General features: G+C 70.2%; 15 protein-coding genes. 10 read left to right on the top strand and 5 right to left on the bottom strand.

Translation table 11 applies throughout. The annotated features are described in order from the left end of the window. Positions 1-32: 32 nt before the first annotated feature. Entirely contained in the window at positions 33-434 is a 402-nt protein-coding gene (locus E4T13_RS30050; RefSeq protein WP_170985197.1) for an ATP-binding protein, read from the bottom strand. Between the two features lie 157 nt (positions 435-591). On the opposite strand from E4T13_RS30050, the gene E4T13_RS23835 reads away from it, so the two are divergent. The 3 genes from E4T13_RS23835 to E4T13_RS30040 are packed head-to-tail and all read left to right on the top strand — an operon-like array spanning position 592 to position 2,137. After that, the gene (locus E4T13_RS23835; protein WP_137180825.1) at positions 592-1,299 is read left to right on the top strand and encodes an RraA family protein; all 708 of its coding nucleotides are present in this window, start codon (positions 592-594) and stop codon (positions 1,297-1,299) included. Beyond that, on the top strand, positions 1,296-1,685 hold the full coding sequence (locus tag E4T13_RS30045) for a hypothetical protein (protein WP_170985196.1): 390 nt from the start codon (positions 1,296-1,298) through the stop codon (positions 1,683-1,685). Before E4T13_RS23835 ends, E4T13_RS30045 begins: the two co-directional genes overlap by 4 nt. 5 nt (positions 1,686-1,690) lie before the next feature. Beyond that, positions 1,691-2,137 carry a thioesterase family protein gene (locus E4T13_RS30040; RefSeq protein WP_170985195.1) on the top strand — a complete coding sequence of 149 codons (447 nt, stop codon included), beginning with the start codon at positions 1,691-1,693 and terminating at the stop codon, positions 2,135-2,137. A gap of 81 nt (positions 2,138-2,218) precedes the next feature. Here E4T13_RS30040 and E4T13_RS23825 read toward each other — a convergent pair whose 3' ends face one another. Genes E4T13_RS23825 through E4T13_RS23815 form a run of 3 tightly spaced genes read right to left on the bottom strand, consistent with a single transcriptional unit; the run spans position 2,219 to position 6,049 of the window. Then, positions 2,219-3,100 carry a DMT family transporter gene (locus E4T13_RS23825; protein ID WP_137180823.1) on the bottom strand — a complete coding sequence of 294 codons (882 nt, stop codon included), beginning with the start codon at positions 3,098-3,100 and terminating at the stop codon, positions 2,219-2,221. Between the two features lie 16 nt (positions 3,101-3,116). Further along, the gene (locus E4T13_RS23820) at positions 3,117-4,730 is read right to left on the bottom strand and encodes an amidohydrolase (RefSeq protein ID WP_137180822.1); all 1,614 of its coding nucleotides are present in this window, start codon (positions 4,728-4,730) and stop codon (positions 3,117-3,119) included. Continuing rightward, complete coding sequence (locus E4T13_RS23815) at positions 4,727-6,049, bottom strand: FAD-binding oxidoreductase (protein ID WP_137180821.1); 1,323 nt, start codon at positions 6,047-6,049, stop codon at positions 4,727-4,729. Before E4T13_RS23815 ends, E4T13_RS23820 begins: the two co-directional genes overlap by 4 nt. A gap of 109 nt (positions 6,050-6,158) precedes the next feature. On the opposite strand from E4T13_RS23815, the gene E4T13_RS23810 reads away from it, so the two are divergent. The 6 genes from E4T13_RS23810 to E4T13_RS23785 are packed head-to-tail and all read left to right on the top strand — an operon-like array spanning position 6,159 to position 11,759. Continuing rightward, positions 6,159-7,268, top strand: coding sequence for an extracellular solute-binding protein (locus E4T13_RS23810; protein ID WP_170985194.1), 1,110 nt, complete (start codon positions 6,159-6,161; stop codon positions 7,266-7,268). 37 nt (positions 7,269-7,305) lie between these two features. Continuing rightward, positions 7,306-8,253 (top strand): glyoxylate/hydroxypyruvate reductase A, encoded by a 948-nt coding sequence (locus tag E4T13_RS23805; RefSeq protein WP_240791256.1) that lies wholly within the window; start codon positions 7,306-7,308, stop codon positions 8,251-8,253. Next, positions 8,253-9,023, top strand: coding sequence for a class II aldolase/adducin family protein (locus E4T13_RS23800; protein WP_137180819.1), 771 nt, complete (start codon positions 8,253-8,255; stop codon positions 9,021-9,023). Before E4T13_RS23805 ends, E4T13_RS23800 begins: the two co-directional genes overlap by 1 nt. After that, a complete protein-coding gene (locus tag E4T13_RS23795) occupies positions 9,023-10,123 on the top strand; it encodes an ABC transporter ATP-binding protein (RefSeq protein WP_137180818.1) in 1,101 nt (366 codons plus the stop codon). Before E4T13_RS23800 ends, E4T13_RS23795 begins: the two co-directional genes overlap by 1 nt. Next, the gene (locus E4T13_RS23790) at positions 10,123-10,968 is read left to right on the top strand and encodes an ABC transporter permease (RefSeq protein WP_137180817.1); all 846 of its coding nucleotides are present in this window, start codon (positions 10,123-10,125) and stop codon (positions 10,966-10,968) included. The genes E4T13_RS23795 and E4T13_RS23790 overlap by 1 nt, the downstream gene beginning before the upstream one ends. Next, on the top strand, positions 10,968-11,759 hold the full coding sequence (locus E4T13_RS23785) for an ABC transporter permease (RefSeq protein ID WP_137180816.1): 792 nt from the start codon (positions 10,968-10,970) through the stop codon (positions 11,757-11,759). Before E4T13_RS23790 ends, E4T13_RS23785 begins: the two co-directional genes overlap by 1 nt. On the opposite strand, the gene E4T13_RS23780 is transcribed toward E4T13_RS23785, so the two are convergent. Then, positions 11,701-12,294, bottom strand: a complete 594-nt coding sequence (locus E4T13_RS23780; protein WP_137180815.1) for a GNAT family N-acetyltransferase — start codon at positions 12,292-12,294, stop codon at positions 11,701-11,703. The two genes, E4T13_RS23785 and E4T13_RS23780, sit on opposite strands and share 59 nt — an antisense overlap. Before the next feature lie 112 nt (positions 12,295-12,406). On the opposite strand from E4T13_RS23780, the gene E4T13_RS23775 reads away from it, so the two are divergent. Next, on the top strand, positions 12,407-13,417 hold the full coding sequence (locus E4T13_RS23775) for a dimethylarginine dimethylaminohydrolase family protein (RefSeq protein ID WP_137180814.1): 1,011 nt from the start codon (positions 12,407-12,409) through the stop codon (positions 13,415-13,417). Positions 13,418-13,467 lie beyond the last annotated feature (50 nt).

Here is a 13,467-nt window from a genome sequence, read left to right as displayed (position 1 = left end):
GGCAGGGCGTTGCGGCCCGCCGCCGGGTATCGCTACGCCGCGCCCAGCTCCGCCATCACGCGGTTCCGGCCCTCCTGCCGCCCATAGGACAAGGACCGGGTCAGCCGCCGCGCCAGATGCAATCCGAGACCCCCGACGGGGCGCGACTCCAGCGGCGCATCGAGGTCCGGGGCGGGCACGGAGAGCGGGTCGAAGGGCCGGCCATCGTCTTCCACCAGCAGCCGCACCGTCCCTGCCGCCAGCACGAGCGTGACCGTCAGCCGGGACGCGCCGCCGTCGCCGGCGGCACCGTGGCTGACGACATTCGCAGCCAGTTCCTCCACCACCAGGCCGAGCCGGCCGGCAACGGAGGGCGCCAGCCCCGCCTTCTCCGCCCAGGCCTCGACCGAATCGAGCAGCGCCGGCAGCGCCTCGCCGCGCGGTTCCAGGGTCATGCTGAAAGGGGCCGGCGGCACGGCGGCTCCAGGCTGTCGGGCCGGCAACTGTATCGGCTGCCTGCCCGGCCTCCTATCCCCGGCCGGGCGCGTTGGCGTGTTTGACGGCCGCGGAAGGCCGGTCGATGCTCCGTGCGGAAGAAGGGGGAAATGCCGCATGGCCGAGCATCCGTTCACGCGCGAGGACCTGGAAGTGCTGCAGCAGTGGGACACGCCCACCATCTGCAACGCGCTGGAACTCGTTGCGCCGCAGCGCCGTGGCTACGGCTTCACGGTGCGGCCGATGGTCGCCGCCGATCCGAAGCTGCCGCCGATCTGCGGCCTGGCGCGCACGGGCACGATCCGCGCCGCAGCGCCCTCCGGCCGGCCGAAGGAACAGGACAAGGCGATCCGCATCGGGTGGTACGAATATGTCGCCCGCGCCTCCCTGCCGACCGTCGTGGTGTTGCAGGACCTCGACGACACGCCGGGTGTCGGCGCCTTCTGGGGCGAGGTCCATTCCGCCGTCCATAAGGCTCTGGGCGCCCAGGGCGGTGTCACCAATGGCTCGATCCGCGACCTCGACATGCTGGCGCCGGGCTTCCAACTCATCGCCGGCGTGGTGAACCCCAGCCACGCCTTCGTCCACATGGTCGCCTTCGGCCAGGAGGTCACGGTGCACGGGATGCATGTGGCGCATGAGGACGTGATCCATGCCGACCGCCACGGCGCCGTGGTGATCCCGCATGACTGCGTGCGGAAGATCCCGGCGGCGATCGAGCTCGGCGCGCGGCGGGAGAAGGTGGTGCTGGATGTCTGCCGCGACCCGGACTTCTCCGTGGCGAAGCTGCGCGAGGCGGTCCTGCGGATGGACGAGATCCATTGAGGCGCCTGGCGGCCCTGTTCCTGCTGGCGGCTTCGTCCGCGGCGGCGCAGGGACCGCCCTGGACGCAGCACCTGGTGGAGCTGGCACCCGCCATGCGCGCCTGCCTGGATGGCCAGCCGCAGCAGGCGATGGTCGTCCTGTCCTGGCCGATGAACCACGGCCTGGCGCTGTCGCGCCTCTTGCTGCCGGGCGGCGCGCGGCAGGATTGCGTGGCCGATCTCGGCACGGGCCGTGTCGAAAGGCGCGATCCCGTCGGTGCGAACGAACGCATGCCCGGGGAAGGCGTGCAGGCCTTCATGCTCGACCGCCGCTGCGTGGATGCGCGGCGCGTCGAGGACCCCGGCGGCAAGGTGCTGGGCTGGCTGGCCTATCCCGCCTGCGGATGAGCGACATGCGGCGCGATAGCTTCGTGCGGGTGAAGCCCGAATGGGTGGACCACTACGGCCACATGAACCTGGCCTACTACCTCGTGGCCTTCGACCTGGCGACCGACGTGCTGTGGCCGGCGCTGAATCTGGGCGAGGGCTTTCGGGCGCGCGGCCTCGGCACCTTCGCGGTGGAATCCTGGCAGGCCTATCGGCGCGAATTGCTGCTGGATATGCCGCTGGCGGCAGAGAGCGAGGTATTGGGCTACGATTCCCGCCGCCTGCTGATCGCGCACCGGCTGTATCACGCGGAGGAAGGCTGGCTCTCCGCCGAGAACGAGGTGCTGTTCCTCTGCGTGGACCTGAACACGCGCCGTGCAGGCATGTGGCCCGAGGATGTGCTGGCGCATTTCGCGGCAGCGAAGGTGGACCGTGCGCCGCAGCGGCTCGCTGTCAAGCCACCGAGACCCTGAGCAGAGCGACGTTACTGCTCCCTCCTTCGCAATGCGGGGGAGGGTTGGGGTGGGGGCACGACCGACTGCGCCCGGAGAAGACTATCCGCGATTCACCACCCAGATCCCGCTGCCCACCAGCGCCAGCGATCCCAGCAGGGGCCAGGTCACCGGCTCGCCCAGCACGATCGCGCCAGCAATCGCCGTGAAGACCGGCGTCAAGAACAGGAAGGGTGCCAGCACCGAGGCCTTGTGCCGCGCCACCAGCCAGAACCAGGCGACATAGGAGATGAAGGCCACGCCCGCCGCCTGGAACAGCAGGGCGGCGATGACCAGCGGCGTCGGCGCGAAGAGGCCGGGCTCGCCCAGCGCCAGCCCCAGCGGCAGCAGCAGCGCGCCGACGGCAAGCTGATACAGCAGCGTGCGTTCCGGCGCGATGCGCGTCAGCCGCGTCGCCTTGATCGCCACGATGGTCGCGCCCCAGCAGACGCCCGATACCAGCGCGAGCAGGTCGCCCACCATGCTGGCATCCAGCGCCGCGCCGAGCCGGTCGGAGAACGCCACGATCAGGCCGGCGAAGGCCAGGCCGAGCCCCAGGAGCTTGCGCGCCGTCAGCCTGTCGCCCGGCACCAGCAGATGCGCGCCGAGCGTCGCCCAGAACGGCGCCATGTACAGCAAGACCGTACTGCGCGCCGCGGTGGTGCGCGCCAGCGCTTCGTACAGCGTCCAGAATTCCAGCGCGAAGAGCAGGCCGGCGATCAGTCCGGGCGTCAGGCTGCCGTCGCGCAGCCACACCGCCACGCCGCGCCAGCGGCACCACAGCAGCAGCAGCGGGATCGCGATGACGGATCGCAGGCCGACCTGCGCCATCGGCGAGATTCCTTCCAGCCCGAGCTTCACCGCGATCTGCGCGAGACCCCAGGTGACGCAGAGCGTGACCAGCAGCGCGGCCGCGGAGGCCGGCAGCGCATCGGTGCGGTGCATGCGGTGCGACGGCGGCTCAGGCCTGGTGCCGGATGACGCCGTCCACCACCGTTGCGGCCACCTGCGTTCCCGCGATGGCGGCGGGGTCGCCATCCAGCACGTCGCGGTCCAGCACGATGAGATCGGCGAGCTTGCCGACCTCGAGAGAGCCCTTGTCGCGTTCCTCGCGCTGCGCCCAGGCGCCGAGCCAGGTATAGGCGTGCACCGCCTCGCGCGCCGTCACCGCTTCCCTCGCATCGAGATCGGCGCCGGTGGTGGTGCGGCGGTTGACCATGGCGGCGATGGCGGTCCAGGGCGAGACGCGGCAGACCGCGAAATCCGAATGGCCCGGCGCGGGCACGCCGGCATCGATCAGGCTGCGATGCGGCCACATCCAGCGCATCGCCGCCTGCCCGCGATTGGCGGCGTACGCCTCGCCCAATTCGTCCATGAAGCCGGTGGCGGAGCTGTCCACGAAGCCGCCGCGCTTCAGGCGTTGCAGGATTGGCGGCGTGACGTAGCAGCAGTGCTCCACGCGCATCCGGTGGTCGGCCACGGGATGGGCGGCGAGCGCGGCCTCCATCACGTCCAGCGCGAAGTCGATGCCGCGGTCGCCCACGCCCTCGATCATCACCTGCAGCCCGGCCTTGTGCGCGGCAGTGGCGCGCTGGATCAGGTCGTCCTTCTCATACAGCAGCATGCCGGTGTTCGGCACGGGCTCGCCGGGGATGGGGGTGCCGACATAGGGCTCCCAATAGGCCGCGGTGCGGCCGGAGGTGGAGCAATCCGGGCACCATTCGACGCCGATCAGCCGCAGGACATCATCGCCGAAGCCGGAGCGGATGCCGGCGCCGATGAGATGTGGGATGAGCGGCTCGTCGCGCCCGCTGGCGATGATGCCCATGCGCATCCGCCAGCGGCCGTCGCGGTGCATGTCCTGGTAGGCGCGGATGGCTTTCGCCGGGCACAACGAGTTGGCGACGGAGGTGATGCCGGCGGCGAGGCACTGGTCCTGCACCATTTCCATGCCATCCGCGATGTCGGCTTCCGCATCCTGGCCGTGGATGGCGTTGAGGAAGACATGCGCCGCCGTCTCCCGCACCAGGCCCGTCAGCCTGCCATCGATCTTGTCGAAGCGGCCGAAGGCCGGATCGGGCGTGGTCTCGTCCACGCCGCAGGCGGCGAAGGCCGCGCGGTTCGCCAGGCCGAGATGCCCGTCCGTGCGCAGGATGAACAACGGCCTTCCGTTGCTGGCGGCATCCAGCTCGTCCAGCGTGGGGTAGCCGCCGGATTGCCGCTCGTTCAGCCGGTAGAAGGCGGCCCAGCGGCCGGGCGCCAGTTCCGCGCAGCGGCGCCGGATCGTCTCCAGCAGGTCTGTGCGCGTGCGCACGCGGTCGGGCGAGACGAGGGTCCAGCTGCGCAGGCGGATGGCGTAGGCATCGGGGTGTGCATGGCTGTCGACGATGCCCGGCAGCACGCGACGGCCCTCGGCATGCAGCACGGTGGTGCCGGGGCCGACATGCTGGCGCATCGCCGCGTCGTCGCCGAGCGCGACGATGCGCCCGTTCAGCGCGGCGAGCGCGGTGCTTGCCGTGCCGGCCGCATCCATCGTCGCGATGCGGCCGCCGAGGAGGACGAAGTCGGCGTTCATGCGGCCATCCGATCGAGCTTGTCGCGAAGCTGGTACCAGCCGCCCACCAGCGGCAGGAACCATGGGTTGCCCGTATAGGTCGGGCGGGTGGGGAAGGGCAGCCCATCCAGCGCGAAGCGCTCATTCGCCGCGCCGGCGATCTTCAGCGCGGCGTTGTGGCCGAGCCAGGTCGCCATCGCGACCCCGCTGCCCTGGCAGCCCGCGGCGTAGTGCACGCCATCCTGCACGCCGATATGCGGCAGCCCGTCGAAGGTGAAGGCCACGAAGCCGGTCCAGGCATGGGTGATGCGGGTGTCGCGCAGCTCCGGGAAGCATTCCACCATCGTCGCATGCAGCACCGGCGCGGATTGCTCCGGCGTCGCCTTGCGGAAGCTGGCGCGCCCGCCCCACAGCACGCGCTTGCCATCGGGCGACGGACGGAAATAGTTCAGCACGCGCTTGCTGTCGCTGATCATGCGCCGCCCCGGGAACAGCCGGTCCATCGTCTCCGGCGGCAGTTCCTCGGTGGCGATGATGTAGGAGTTGAGCGGGATCAGCCGGCGCGCCAGCCAGGGGCTCGCGGTGCCCTGGCTGTTCAGCGAATAGCCGTTGGTCGCCACCAGCACGGCATCGGCGCGCAGCGTGCCCCTGTCCGTGGTGATGCGGAAGCCGGAGCCCTCCGGCACGATGCGCTGCACGCGCACGCCATCGACCAGCGCCGCGCCCGCGCGTTCCGCCGCGGCGGCCAGGCCGCGCGCATACTTGCCGGGATGCAGGCTGCCTGTCGCCGCCGCGGCCATGCCGCCGAAATAGTGGTCGCTGCCGAGATACGCGCGCTGACGGCTCTTCGGGATCATCTCCGCGGGCAGGCCGGTGACCTCCGCGATCCAGTCCACCTTCTGCGCCATCGCCTCGTAATGCGCGCGCGTCCAGGCGCCGGCATAGCGGCCGCAGCGGACATAGTCGCAGTCGATGCCCTCGCGCGCGATGGTCTCCTCGATGAAGGGGAAGCTGGCGGCGCTGGCCAGCGCGATGCGCCGCGCTTCCTCCTTGCCGTAGGTCTTCTCCAGCGTGCCGGACGCGACCTTCAGCCCGCCCGAGACCATGCCGCCATTGCGCGAGGAGGCACCCCAGCCGATGCGTTCCGCATCCAGCACCACGGGCTTGTGGCCAAGCCGGCACAGTGTCAGCGCGGCCGAGAGCCCGGCATAGCCGCCGCCGATGATGGCGACCTGCGCGACCTCCGGCAGCGGTGTCTCGCGATCCGGCGGCTCGGCCGCTTCCCACCACCAGGGGAAGACGCGGAAGCCATCGGCGAAGGGTGGATGAGAGGGGGTCATTGCCGGCGCGCGTCTCTCGGGGTTCACTGTCGCCGCAGGTTCCCGCCGGCAGCCGTCGCGATCAAGGGGACCATCGGGGATGGGCGCGCGAGCCGAAGGAGAGAATGGCATGCAGAGCTTCCAGCAGGATTGCGTCGAGCTGGCCTTCCAGAAGTACCGCCGCGGCGAGGTGAACCGCCGCACGCTGCTGGCGGGCCTTGCCGCGCTCGGCGTCGGCACCGGGCTTTCGCCGCGCGAAGCCGGTGCGCAAGGCCGCCAGCTTGTCATGGTGAACTGGGGCGGCATCGCCAACCAAGGCTTCGGACAGTTCTACGGCGATCCCTTCAGCGCCGAGAATGCCGGCGTGCGCGTCGTGCAGGACAGCACTGGGCCTTCCGCGGGGCGCATCCGCAGCATGGTGGAAAGCGGGCGTGTCACCTGGGATCTCTGCGACAGCTCCGCCACCAGCTCCTACCTGCTCGGTGGGCAGAACCTGCTGACGCCGGTGAACTACAATATCGTCAAGCGCGACGACGTGATCGGCCCCACCTTCGCGCTGGAGCACGGCGCGGCGCCGTATTCCTTCAGCAACGTGCTGGTCTATGACAGCCAGAAATTCCCCAATGGCGGCCCGCAGAACTGGGCGGATTTCTGGGACCTGCGCCGCTTCCCCGGCACGCGGCTGCTGCGCCGCGATGCGGCCGGTGCGCTGGATGCGGCGCAGATGGCGCTCGGGAAGGATCCGAAGAACCTCTACCCGCTCGACATCCGCGCCTGCCTGGCGAAGGTGCGGGAGATCCGGCGCAACTGCGTATTCTGGACCAGCGGTTCGGAATCGGAGCAGTTCATCCGCACCGGCGAAGCGGTGATGGGCCAGATCTGGCACACCCGCGCCAAGGTGCTGGAGACCGAGAGCAACGGCCGCTTCAAGCGCGTCTGGAACCAGGGCATCCTGCAGCCCGGCATTTTCGTGATGCCGAAGGGCAATCCGGGTGGCGAACTCGCGCAGCGGCTGCTGGCTTCCATGCTGTCGAAGCCGGAGCCGCAGGTCGGCCTGCTGCAGTTCCTCGGCAACGGCCCGACCAATCCGCGCGCCGCCGCGCTCGTGCCGGCGGATTTCCGTCAGTACAACCCGACCGATCCCGAGAATGCGCGCGTGCAGGTGGCGCAGGATGGCCGCTGGTGGGGCCAGAACTACGCGCAGGCCAATGCCGACTACATCGACATGGTGACCGGCTGAGGCTAGGACCCCAGCAGGGCAGCAAGCCGGGGCAGTCGTGACGAAGCCGATCCTGCTGGTGAAATCCGGCGGCGAATCCGCGATGCCGGACTGGCAGCGCGGCTTCGCCGAGGCCGGCGCGCAGGTGGAAGTGCGCTGGTGGGACGATGCCGGCGTGGATCCCGCCGCGGTGCGCTACGCGCTGGTCTGGGATCCGGAGCCGGGACGCCTGGCCAAGCTGCCGAACCTGCAAGTGATCTTCGGCAGCGGAGCAGGCGTGGACTTCATCACGCGCGATCCCGACCTGCCGAAGCATGTGCCGCTGGTGCGCATGGCGACACCCGGTGCGGCGCAGCGGATGGGCGAATACGTCACCTGGGCTGCGCTGTCGCTGCTGCAGGATGCGCGACGCATGACGCTGGCGCAGGCCGTGCCGCGCTGGGATTACTTCGAGCGTGAGCCCACGGCGCCGGAAACGACAGTCGGCATCATGGGCCTCGGCCACATGGGCGCCACCGCGGCGCGGATGCTGAACGGCATCGGGTTCCGCGTGATCGGCTGGTCGCGCACGCGCAAGGAACTGCCCGGCGTGCAAAGCTTCGCCGGCGCGGTGGAGCAGGATGCCTTCCTCGCGCGCGCCGACATCCTGGTCTGCCTGCTGCCCGCCACGCCGGAGACACGCGGGATTCTCTCGGCGCCGCTGCTCGGCCGCATGAAGCAGGGCGCGGCGCTGGTGAATGTCGGCCGCGGCCAGCACCAGCGCATCGAGGACATCATCGCGGCGCTGGCGTCGGGGTGGCTCTCCGCCGCCGTGCTCGACGTGTTCGAGCAGGAGCCGCTTCCGGCCGACCATCCAGCCTGGCAGCACCCACGCCTCACCATCACGCCGCATGTCGCGAGCCTGCCGCCGCGCAGCGAGCGCGCCGCGCATGTCGCGCAGATGATCGCCCTGCACGAGCGGGGCGAGACGCTGCCCAACACCTATGACCACGAACGGGGCTACTGATGCCGCTTCCCCCGCCACCCATCCGACCCGATCCCAACCATGTGCCGACCGAGCGCGAACTGCGCGAGGACCTGGCCGCCGCCTATCGCCTGATTGCGCTGTTCGGCATGACGGACCTGGTGTTCACGCATCTGTCGGTGCGCATCCCCGGTGACGGCCACCGCTTCCTGGTGAACCCCTACGGCATGCTGTTCGAGGAGATCACCGCATCCTCCCTCGTCGAGGTGGATGCGGATGGCGAGCCGCAGCAGCCGACGACCTGGCCCGTCAACCCCGCCGGCTTCGTGATCCACTCCGCGGTGCATCGCGGCCATCCGGACGCGGCCTGCGTGATGCACACCCATACCCTGGCCGGCATGGCGATCGCGGCCCAGGAAGGCGGGCTGCTGCCGCTGAACCAGATGATGATGGAGATCAGCGGCCGCGTCGTGCTGCACGACTACGAAGGCATTGCGGCGGACGACAACCTTTCGGAGCGCGAGCGCATCGTGCGCGACCTCGGCGACGCGCCCTGCATGATCCTGCGCCATCACGGGCTGCTGACCGTCGGCCCGACCGTCGCGGCTGCCTTCTACTACATGTACTATCTGGAACAGGCCTGCCGCATCCAGCTCGCCGCGCAATCCTCCGGCGCCCGCCTGGTGCTGCCGCCGGCCGAGGTGGTGGAGCGCACGCGCGCGCAGTTCGGCCGCGGCCCGACCAAGGGCTGGCTGCCTTGGCAGGCGTTGCGCCGCAAGCTCGACCGCGAGCAGCCGGGCTATCGCGACTGATGTCGGCCGCCGGACATGCCCTGGCGCTGCAGGGCCTCAGCAAGCGCTACGGCAGCTTCACCGCGGTGGACGACGTCTCGCTGCGGATCGAGCGCGGGCAGTTCCTGACGCTGCTCGGCCCCTCCGGCAGCGGCAAGACCACCATCCTGATGTGCATCGCCGGCTTCGTGGCGCCCACGGCCGGAGCCGTGCTGCTGGACAACCGCGACATCACCGCCCTGCCGCCGGAGAAGCGCGACTTCGGCATGGTGTTCCAGGGCTACGCGCTGTTCCCGCACATGAGCGTGGCGGAGAACGTCGCCTTTCCGCTGCGCGTCCGCCGCATGGGCGCCGCCGAACGCGAGGCGAAGGTGCGTGCCGCGCTCGACCTGGTGCAACTCGAACGCTTCGCGGACCGGCGGCCCTCGCAGCTTTCCGGCGGGCAGCAGCAGCGCGTCGCGCTGGCGCGGGCACTGGTCTTCGACCCCGCCCTGCTGCTGCTGGACGAGCCGCTCTCGGCACTTGACAAGAAGCTGCGCGCCGAATTGCAGGACGAGTTGAAGGCGCTGCACCGCCGCGTCGGCCGCACCTTCGTCAATGTGACGCATGACCAGGAGGAGGCGCTGTCCCTCTCCGACCGCGTCGCCATCCTCAACCATGGGAAGCTGGTGCAGGAAGGTGCGCCGGCGGCGCTGTACGAGGCACCGCGCACACGCTTCGTCGCCGACTTCCTCGGCAAGTCGAACTTCCTGCACGGCACGGTGCGGGAGGCCCATCCCGGCGCCTTCGCCATCGCCGCTGGCGGCACGCGGCTGGTGCAGGCCGTCGACCGCGATGCGCCGCGTCCGGCGCTCAGCATGCCCGTGCTGCTCTCGCTGCGGCCGGAGAAGATCGCGCTGCTTGCTGAGGAGGACACGGCCGACAACACGGTCGAGGGCCGCATCGTCACCTGGTCCTATCTCGGCGCCGGCTTCGCGATCAGCGTCGCGACGGAGGATCTCGGCCTGCTGCGCGTGACCTTGCCAAGCTGGGGCGCGCCGATCGCGCCGGCGGAGGGAATGCCCGTGCGCCTGGGCTGGAGCGCCGCGGCGAGCGTGCCGGTCGCCGAGGACGCGGATTGATGGCGGCCGCGGCGCAGCGCCAGACCGGCTGGTGGCTGCTGATCCTGCCGGCCTTCCTGCTGATGACCGCCTTCTACGTCGCGCCCATCCTGCAGGTGCTGACGATCTCCTTCACCGAGCCGCAGCCGGGCCTGCAGAACTACGAACGCCTGTTCACCAGCGAGAGCGTGCAGCGCGTGATCTGGACCACGCTGCGCATCTGCACGATCACGACGGCGCTCGCATTGCTGCTGGGCTACGCGCTGGCCTACCGCATCGCGCTGGCCGAGGACCGCGTGCGCCGCTGGTGGATCCTTGCGGTGCTCGTGCCGCTCTGGATCAGCGTGCTGGTGCGCGCCTTCGCCTGGGTCACGCTGCTGCGCCGCCAGGGCCTGGTGAACCAGACGCTGATGGAAACCGGCATCATCGCGGAACCGCTGCAGCTCGTCTGGAACGAGTTCGGCATCGTGGTCGGCATGGTGCACTACATGGTGCCTTATGCCGTGCTGCCGATGCTGGCCAGCATGCGGGAGATCGACCCGCGCCTGCTGGCGGCCGCGCGCGGGCTCGGCGCGTCCCGCTTCACCGTGTTCAGCCGCATCTTCCTGCCGCTGTCCGCGCCCGGGCTGATCGCCGCGGGCGTGCTGGTGTTCATCTTCTCGCTCGGCTTCTACATCACGCCGGCGATCCTCGGCGGCGGCAAGACGCTGATGGTCGCGGAATGGATCAGCCTGCAGATCCTCGACCTGATCCGATGGGGCCTCGGCACGATGATGGCGACGGTGCTGGTGGTGGCCATCCTGACCACGCTGGCGATCTTCTCCCGAGTCGTGGACCTGCGCCGCGTCTTCGGAAGCGGCGCCTGATGGAAGGCGCGCATCGCCCCGGTGCCACCGCGAAGGGCCTCGCCTGGCTCGTCGCGATCTACCTGGTGCTGCCCATCGGCATCATCCTGCCGGTCTCGCTCACCGACCAGCGCTTCCTGTCGCTGCCGCATGAATCGCTTTCCTTGCGGCACTATGCGACGGTGCTCACCTCCCCGGAGTGGCTCGGCTCCATCGCGCAGAGCTTCTGGATCGCGGTGGCCTCCACCATCCTCGCGGTGGTCGCGGGCACGCTGTGCTCGATCGGCTGCTGGCGCATCTCCCGCCGGGCGACGGACCTTGCCCGCGCGATGATGCTGCTGCCGATCATCATCCCCTCCATCGTCTATGCGGTGGGGCTCTATCGCTACTTCGCCCGGCTCGGCCTGCTGGACAGCGTCCTGGGCGTGGTGCTCGCGCATGGCGTCACCGGCATCCCCTACGTCATCATCACCGTCTCCACCGCACTGGCCGCCTTCGACCCACGGCTGGAGCAGGCGGCGCGGGGGATGGGCGCCAGCCTTGGCCAGACCCTGCGATGGGTGATCCTGCCGCGCATCGCGCCGGGCATCGCCTCCGGCGCGATCTTCGCCTTCATCCATTCCTGGGACGAGCTGGTGATCGTGCTGTTCATCGCCAGCCGCGACGTCTTCACCCTGCCGCGCCGCATCTGGGACGGCATCAACGAGAACCTCGATCCAGCCATGGCGGCCGTCGCGGTGCTGCTGATCCTTTTCACCCTGCTGCTGCTGCTGCTGGATATGGCGCTGCGGCGGCGGCGGGATGCGGCATGACGGGCCTGCATGCCGCCAGCGGGCGGATCATGCGGCATACCGGGAAGGCCATGCGCCCGCCGAGCGCCAGCGCGTGATCGGACACCAGGCAGTAGCCCAGCGCGCGATACAGCGGCGCGCCGGACAGCGTCGCCATCAGCTCCGCCATGTCGACGCCGGCGGCGGCCAGGCGCTGTTCCACCGCCGCCATCAGCCGCCGCGCGATGCCGCGGCGCGCCAGCTCCGGCGCCACGAAGACGCTGCGCACCATGCCGCAGCGGCCGGGCAGGGGCAGCAGGGGTTCCTTGAGCAGCCGCGCGAAATTCGGCTTGCGCAGCGACCAGCCGGCGCTGCCCGCCAGCCGCCCGTCCAGCTCCGCCACCAGGTAGGTTCCGTCGCCGATCATCCGCGGGTCCATGGTGCCCATTTCCGCGAGCGCCGCCTCCAGCACCTCTGTGCCGTAGAAGGGCGCGGCCAGCACGCGCAGGCTGCGCTGCTGCATTTCCAGCAGCGGTTCCAGCTCGTTCGGGCGGGCGGGGCGGATCAGGGGGGTCATCGGGCGGGCTCCATGCCGCGCATTCCTACCGCCCGCGGATTGCGGGCCTATGTCGCCGCGCCCGCCTTATGGTGTCGTGCGTGTCGTCTGTGACCGAGACAGGAGGTCCGCCATGTCCCGCGCAATGAGCGAGTTCGATCACCGCTACAACATGCTGATCGAGCGCTTCGCGTCCGTTCCCGAACCCGCCTTCGAGGATACGGGCGAGACCACCCGCGTCTGGGGCCGGGCCTGGGGCTGCAACTCCGACATCGGCCGCCTGCGCGCCGTGCTGATGCACCGCCCCGGCGAGGAAATGCAGGTCGTCGAGAAGCTGCCCCTGATCCCAGAACTCGGCGCCTATGGCGACCCCGACACCGGCGCCTATTGGCGCGGCGAGGTCCGGCCGACGCTGGCGGAGCAGCAGGCCCAGCACGACGCCCTCGCCGCCGCCCTGCGGGAGGAAGGCGTCGAGGTCGTCTACCTCAAGCGCTGCGCCCCCGGCCGGCACAAATCCATCTACACGCGCGACAGCTCCTTCGCCGTGAAGGGCGGCGCCATCGTCACCCGCATGGGCCCTAAGATCCGCCGCGGCGAGGAAGCGCCCGTCACCGAGACCCTCGCCTCCATCGGCATGCCGATCCTGCGCACCATCCACGGCACCGGGCTCATGGAAGGCGGCAGCTTCTGCTGGATCCGCCCCGACCTCGCCGTGGTCGGCGTCTCCTCCCGCGTCAACGAGGAAGGCGCCCGCCAGGTGGAGGAAGTCCTGAAGGTCCAGGGCGCGCGCCTGATCCGCGTGCAGATCCCCGGCTACCGCCTGCACATCGACGGCGCCTTCGTGATGATCCACCACGACACCGCCATCGTGAACCCGTCCACGCTGCCCTTCGTCTTCATGGAGGAACTGAAGCGCGAAGGCATCAAGCTCATCCCCGTGAACCACGAGGACCCGTCCTGGGCCATCAACTGCCTGGCCGTCGCACCCGGCCGCGTGCTGATGAGCGACAAGGTCTCGCCCCGCACGCAGGAAGCCCTCGACCGCGCCGGCATCTCCGTCCGCCTCGTCGCCTACGACAAGGTCGGCCTCGGCGGCGGCGGCATCCACTGCTCCACCTGTCCGCTGGTGCGGGACATGCTGTAGGCGTTTGCCGTGTGGGGGGGGCTTTGCCCCCCTGCACCCCCCACCAGGAG

The sequence above is a fragment of the Roseomonas sp. AR75 genome, from assembly GCF_005222815.1.
Lineage (GTDB): Bacteria > Pseudomonadota > Alphaproteobacteria > Acetobacterales > Acetobacteraceae > Falsiroseomonas.
The sequence above is the reverse complement of the archived record's forward strand: the minus strand, read 5'-3'. Positions and strand labels throughout refer to the sequence as shown.

Coding starts and splice junctions, on each gene's coding strand:
- E4T13_RS30050 (WP_170985197.1), bottom strand. CDS start 434: ATGACCCTGGAACCGCGCGGCGAGGCGCTGCCGGCGCTGCTCGATTCG.
- E4T13_RS23785 (WP_137180816.1), top strand. CDS start 10,968: ATGGAAGGCGCGCATCGCCCCGGTGCCACCGCGAAGGGCCTCGCCTGG.
- E4T13_RS23825 (WP_137180823.1), bottom strand. CDS start 3,100: ATGCACCGCACCGATGCGCTGCCGGCCTCCGCGGCCGCGCTGCTGGTC.
- E4T13_RS23780 (WP_137180815.1), bottom strand. CDS start 12,294: ATGACCCCCCTGATCCGCCCCGCCCGCCCGAACGAGCTGGAACCGCTG.
- E4T13_RS23775 (WP_137180814.1), top strand. CDS start 12,407: ATGTCCCGCGCAATGAGCGAGTTCGATCACCGCTACAACATGCTGATC.
- E4T13_RS23795 (WP_137180818.1), top strand. CDS start 9,023: ATGTCGGCCGCCGGACATGCCCTGGCGCTGCAGGGCCTCAGCAAGCGC.
- E4T13_RS23815 (WP_137180821.1), bottom strand. CDS start 6,049: ATGACCCCCTCTCATCCACCCTTCGCCGATGGCTTCCGCGTCTTCCCC.
- E4T13_RS30040 (WP_170985195.1), top strand. CDS start 1,691: ATGCGGCGCGATAGCTTCGTGCGGGTGAAGCCCGAATGGGTGGACCAC.
- E4T13_RS23810 (WP_170985194.1), top strand. CDS start 6,159: ATGCAGAGCTTCCAGCAGGATTGCGTCGAGCTGGCCTTCCAGAAGTAC.
- E4T13_RS23820 (WP_137180822.1), bottom strand. CDS start 4,730: ATGAACGCCGACTTCGTCCTCCTCGGCGGCCGCATCGCGACGATGGAT.
- E4T13_RS23835 (WP_137180825.1), top strand. CDS start 592: ATGGCCGAGCATCCGTTCACGCGCGAGGACCTGGAAGTGCTGCAGCAG.
- E4T13_RS23790 (WP_137180817.1), top strand. CDS start 10,123: ATGGCGGCCGCGGCGCAGCGCCAGACCGGCTGGTGGCTGCTGATCCTG.
- E4T13_RS23800 (WP_137180819.1), top strand. CDS start 8,253: ATGCCGCTTCCCCCGCCACCCATCCGACCCGATCCCAACCATGTGCCG.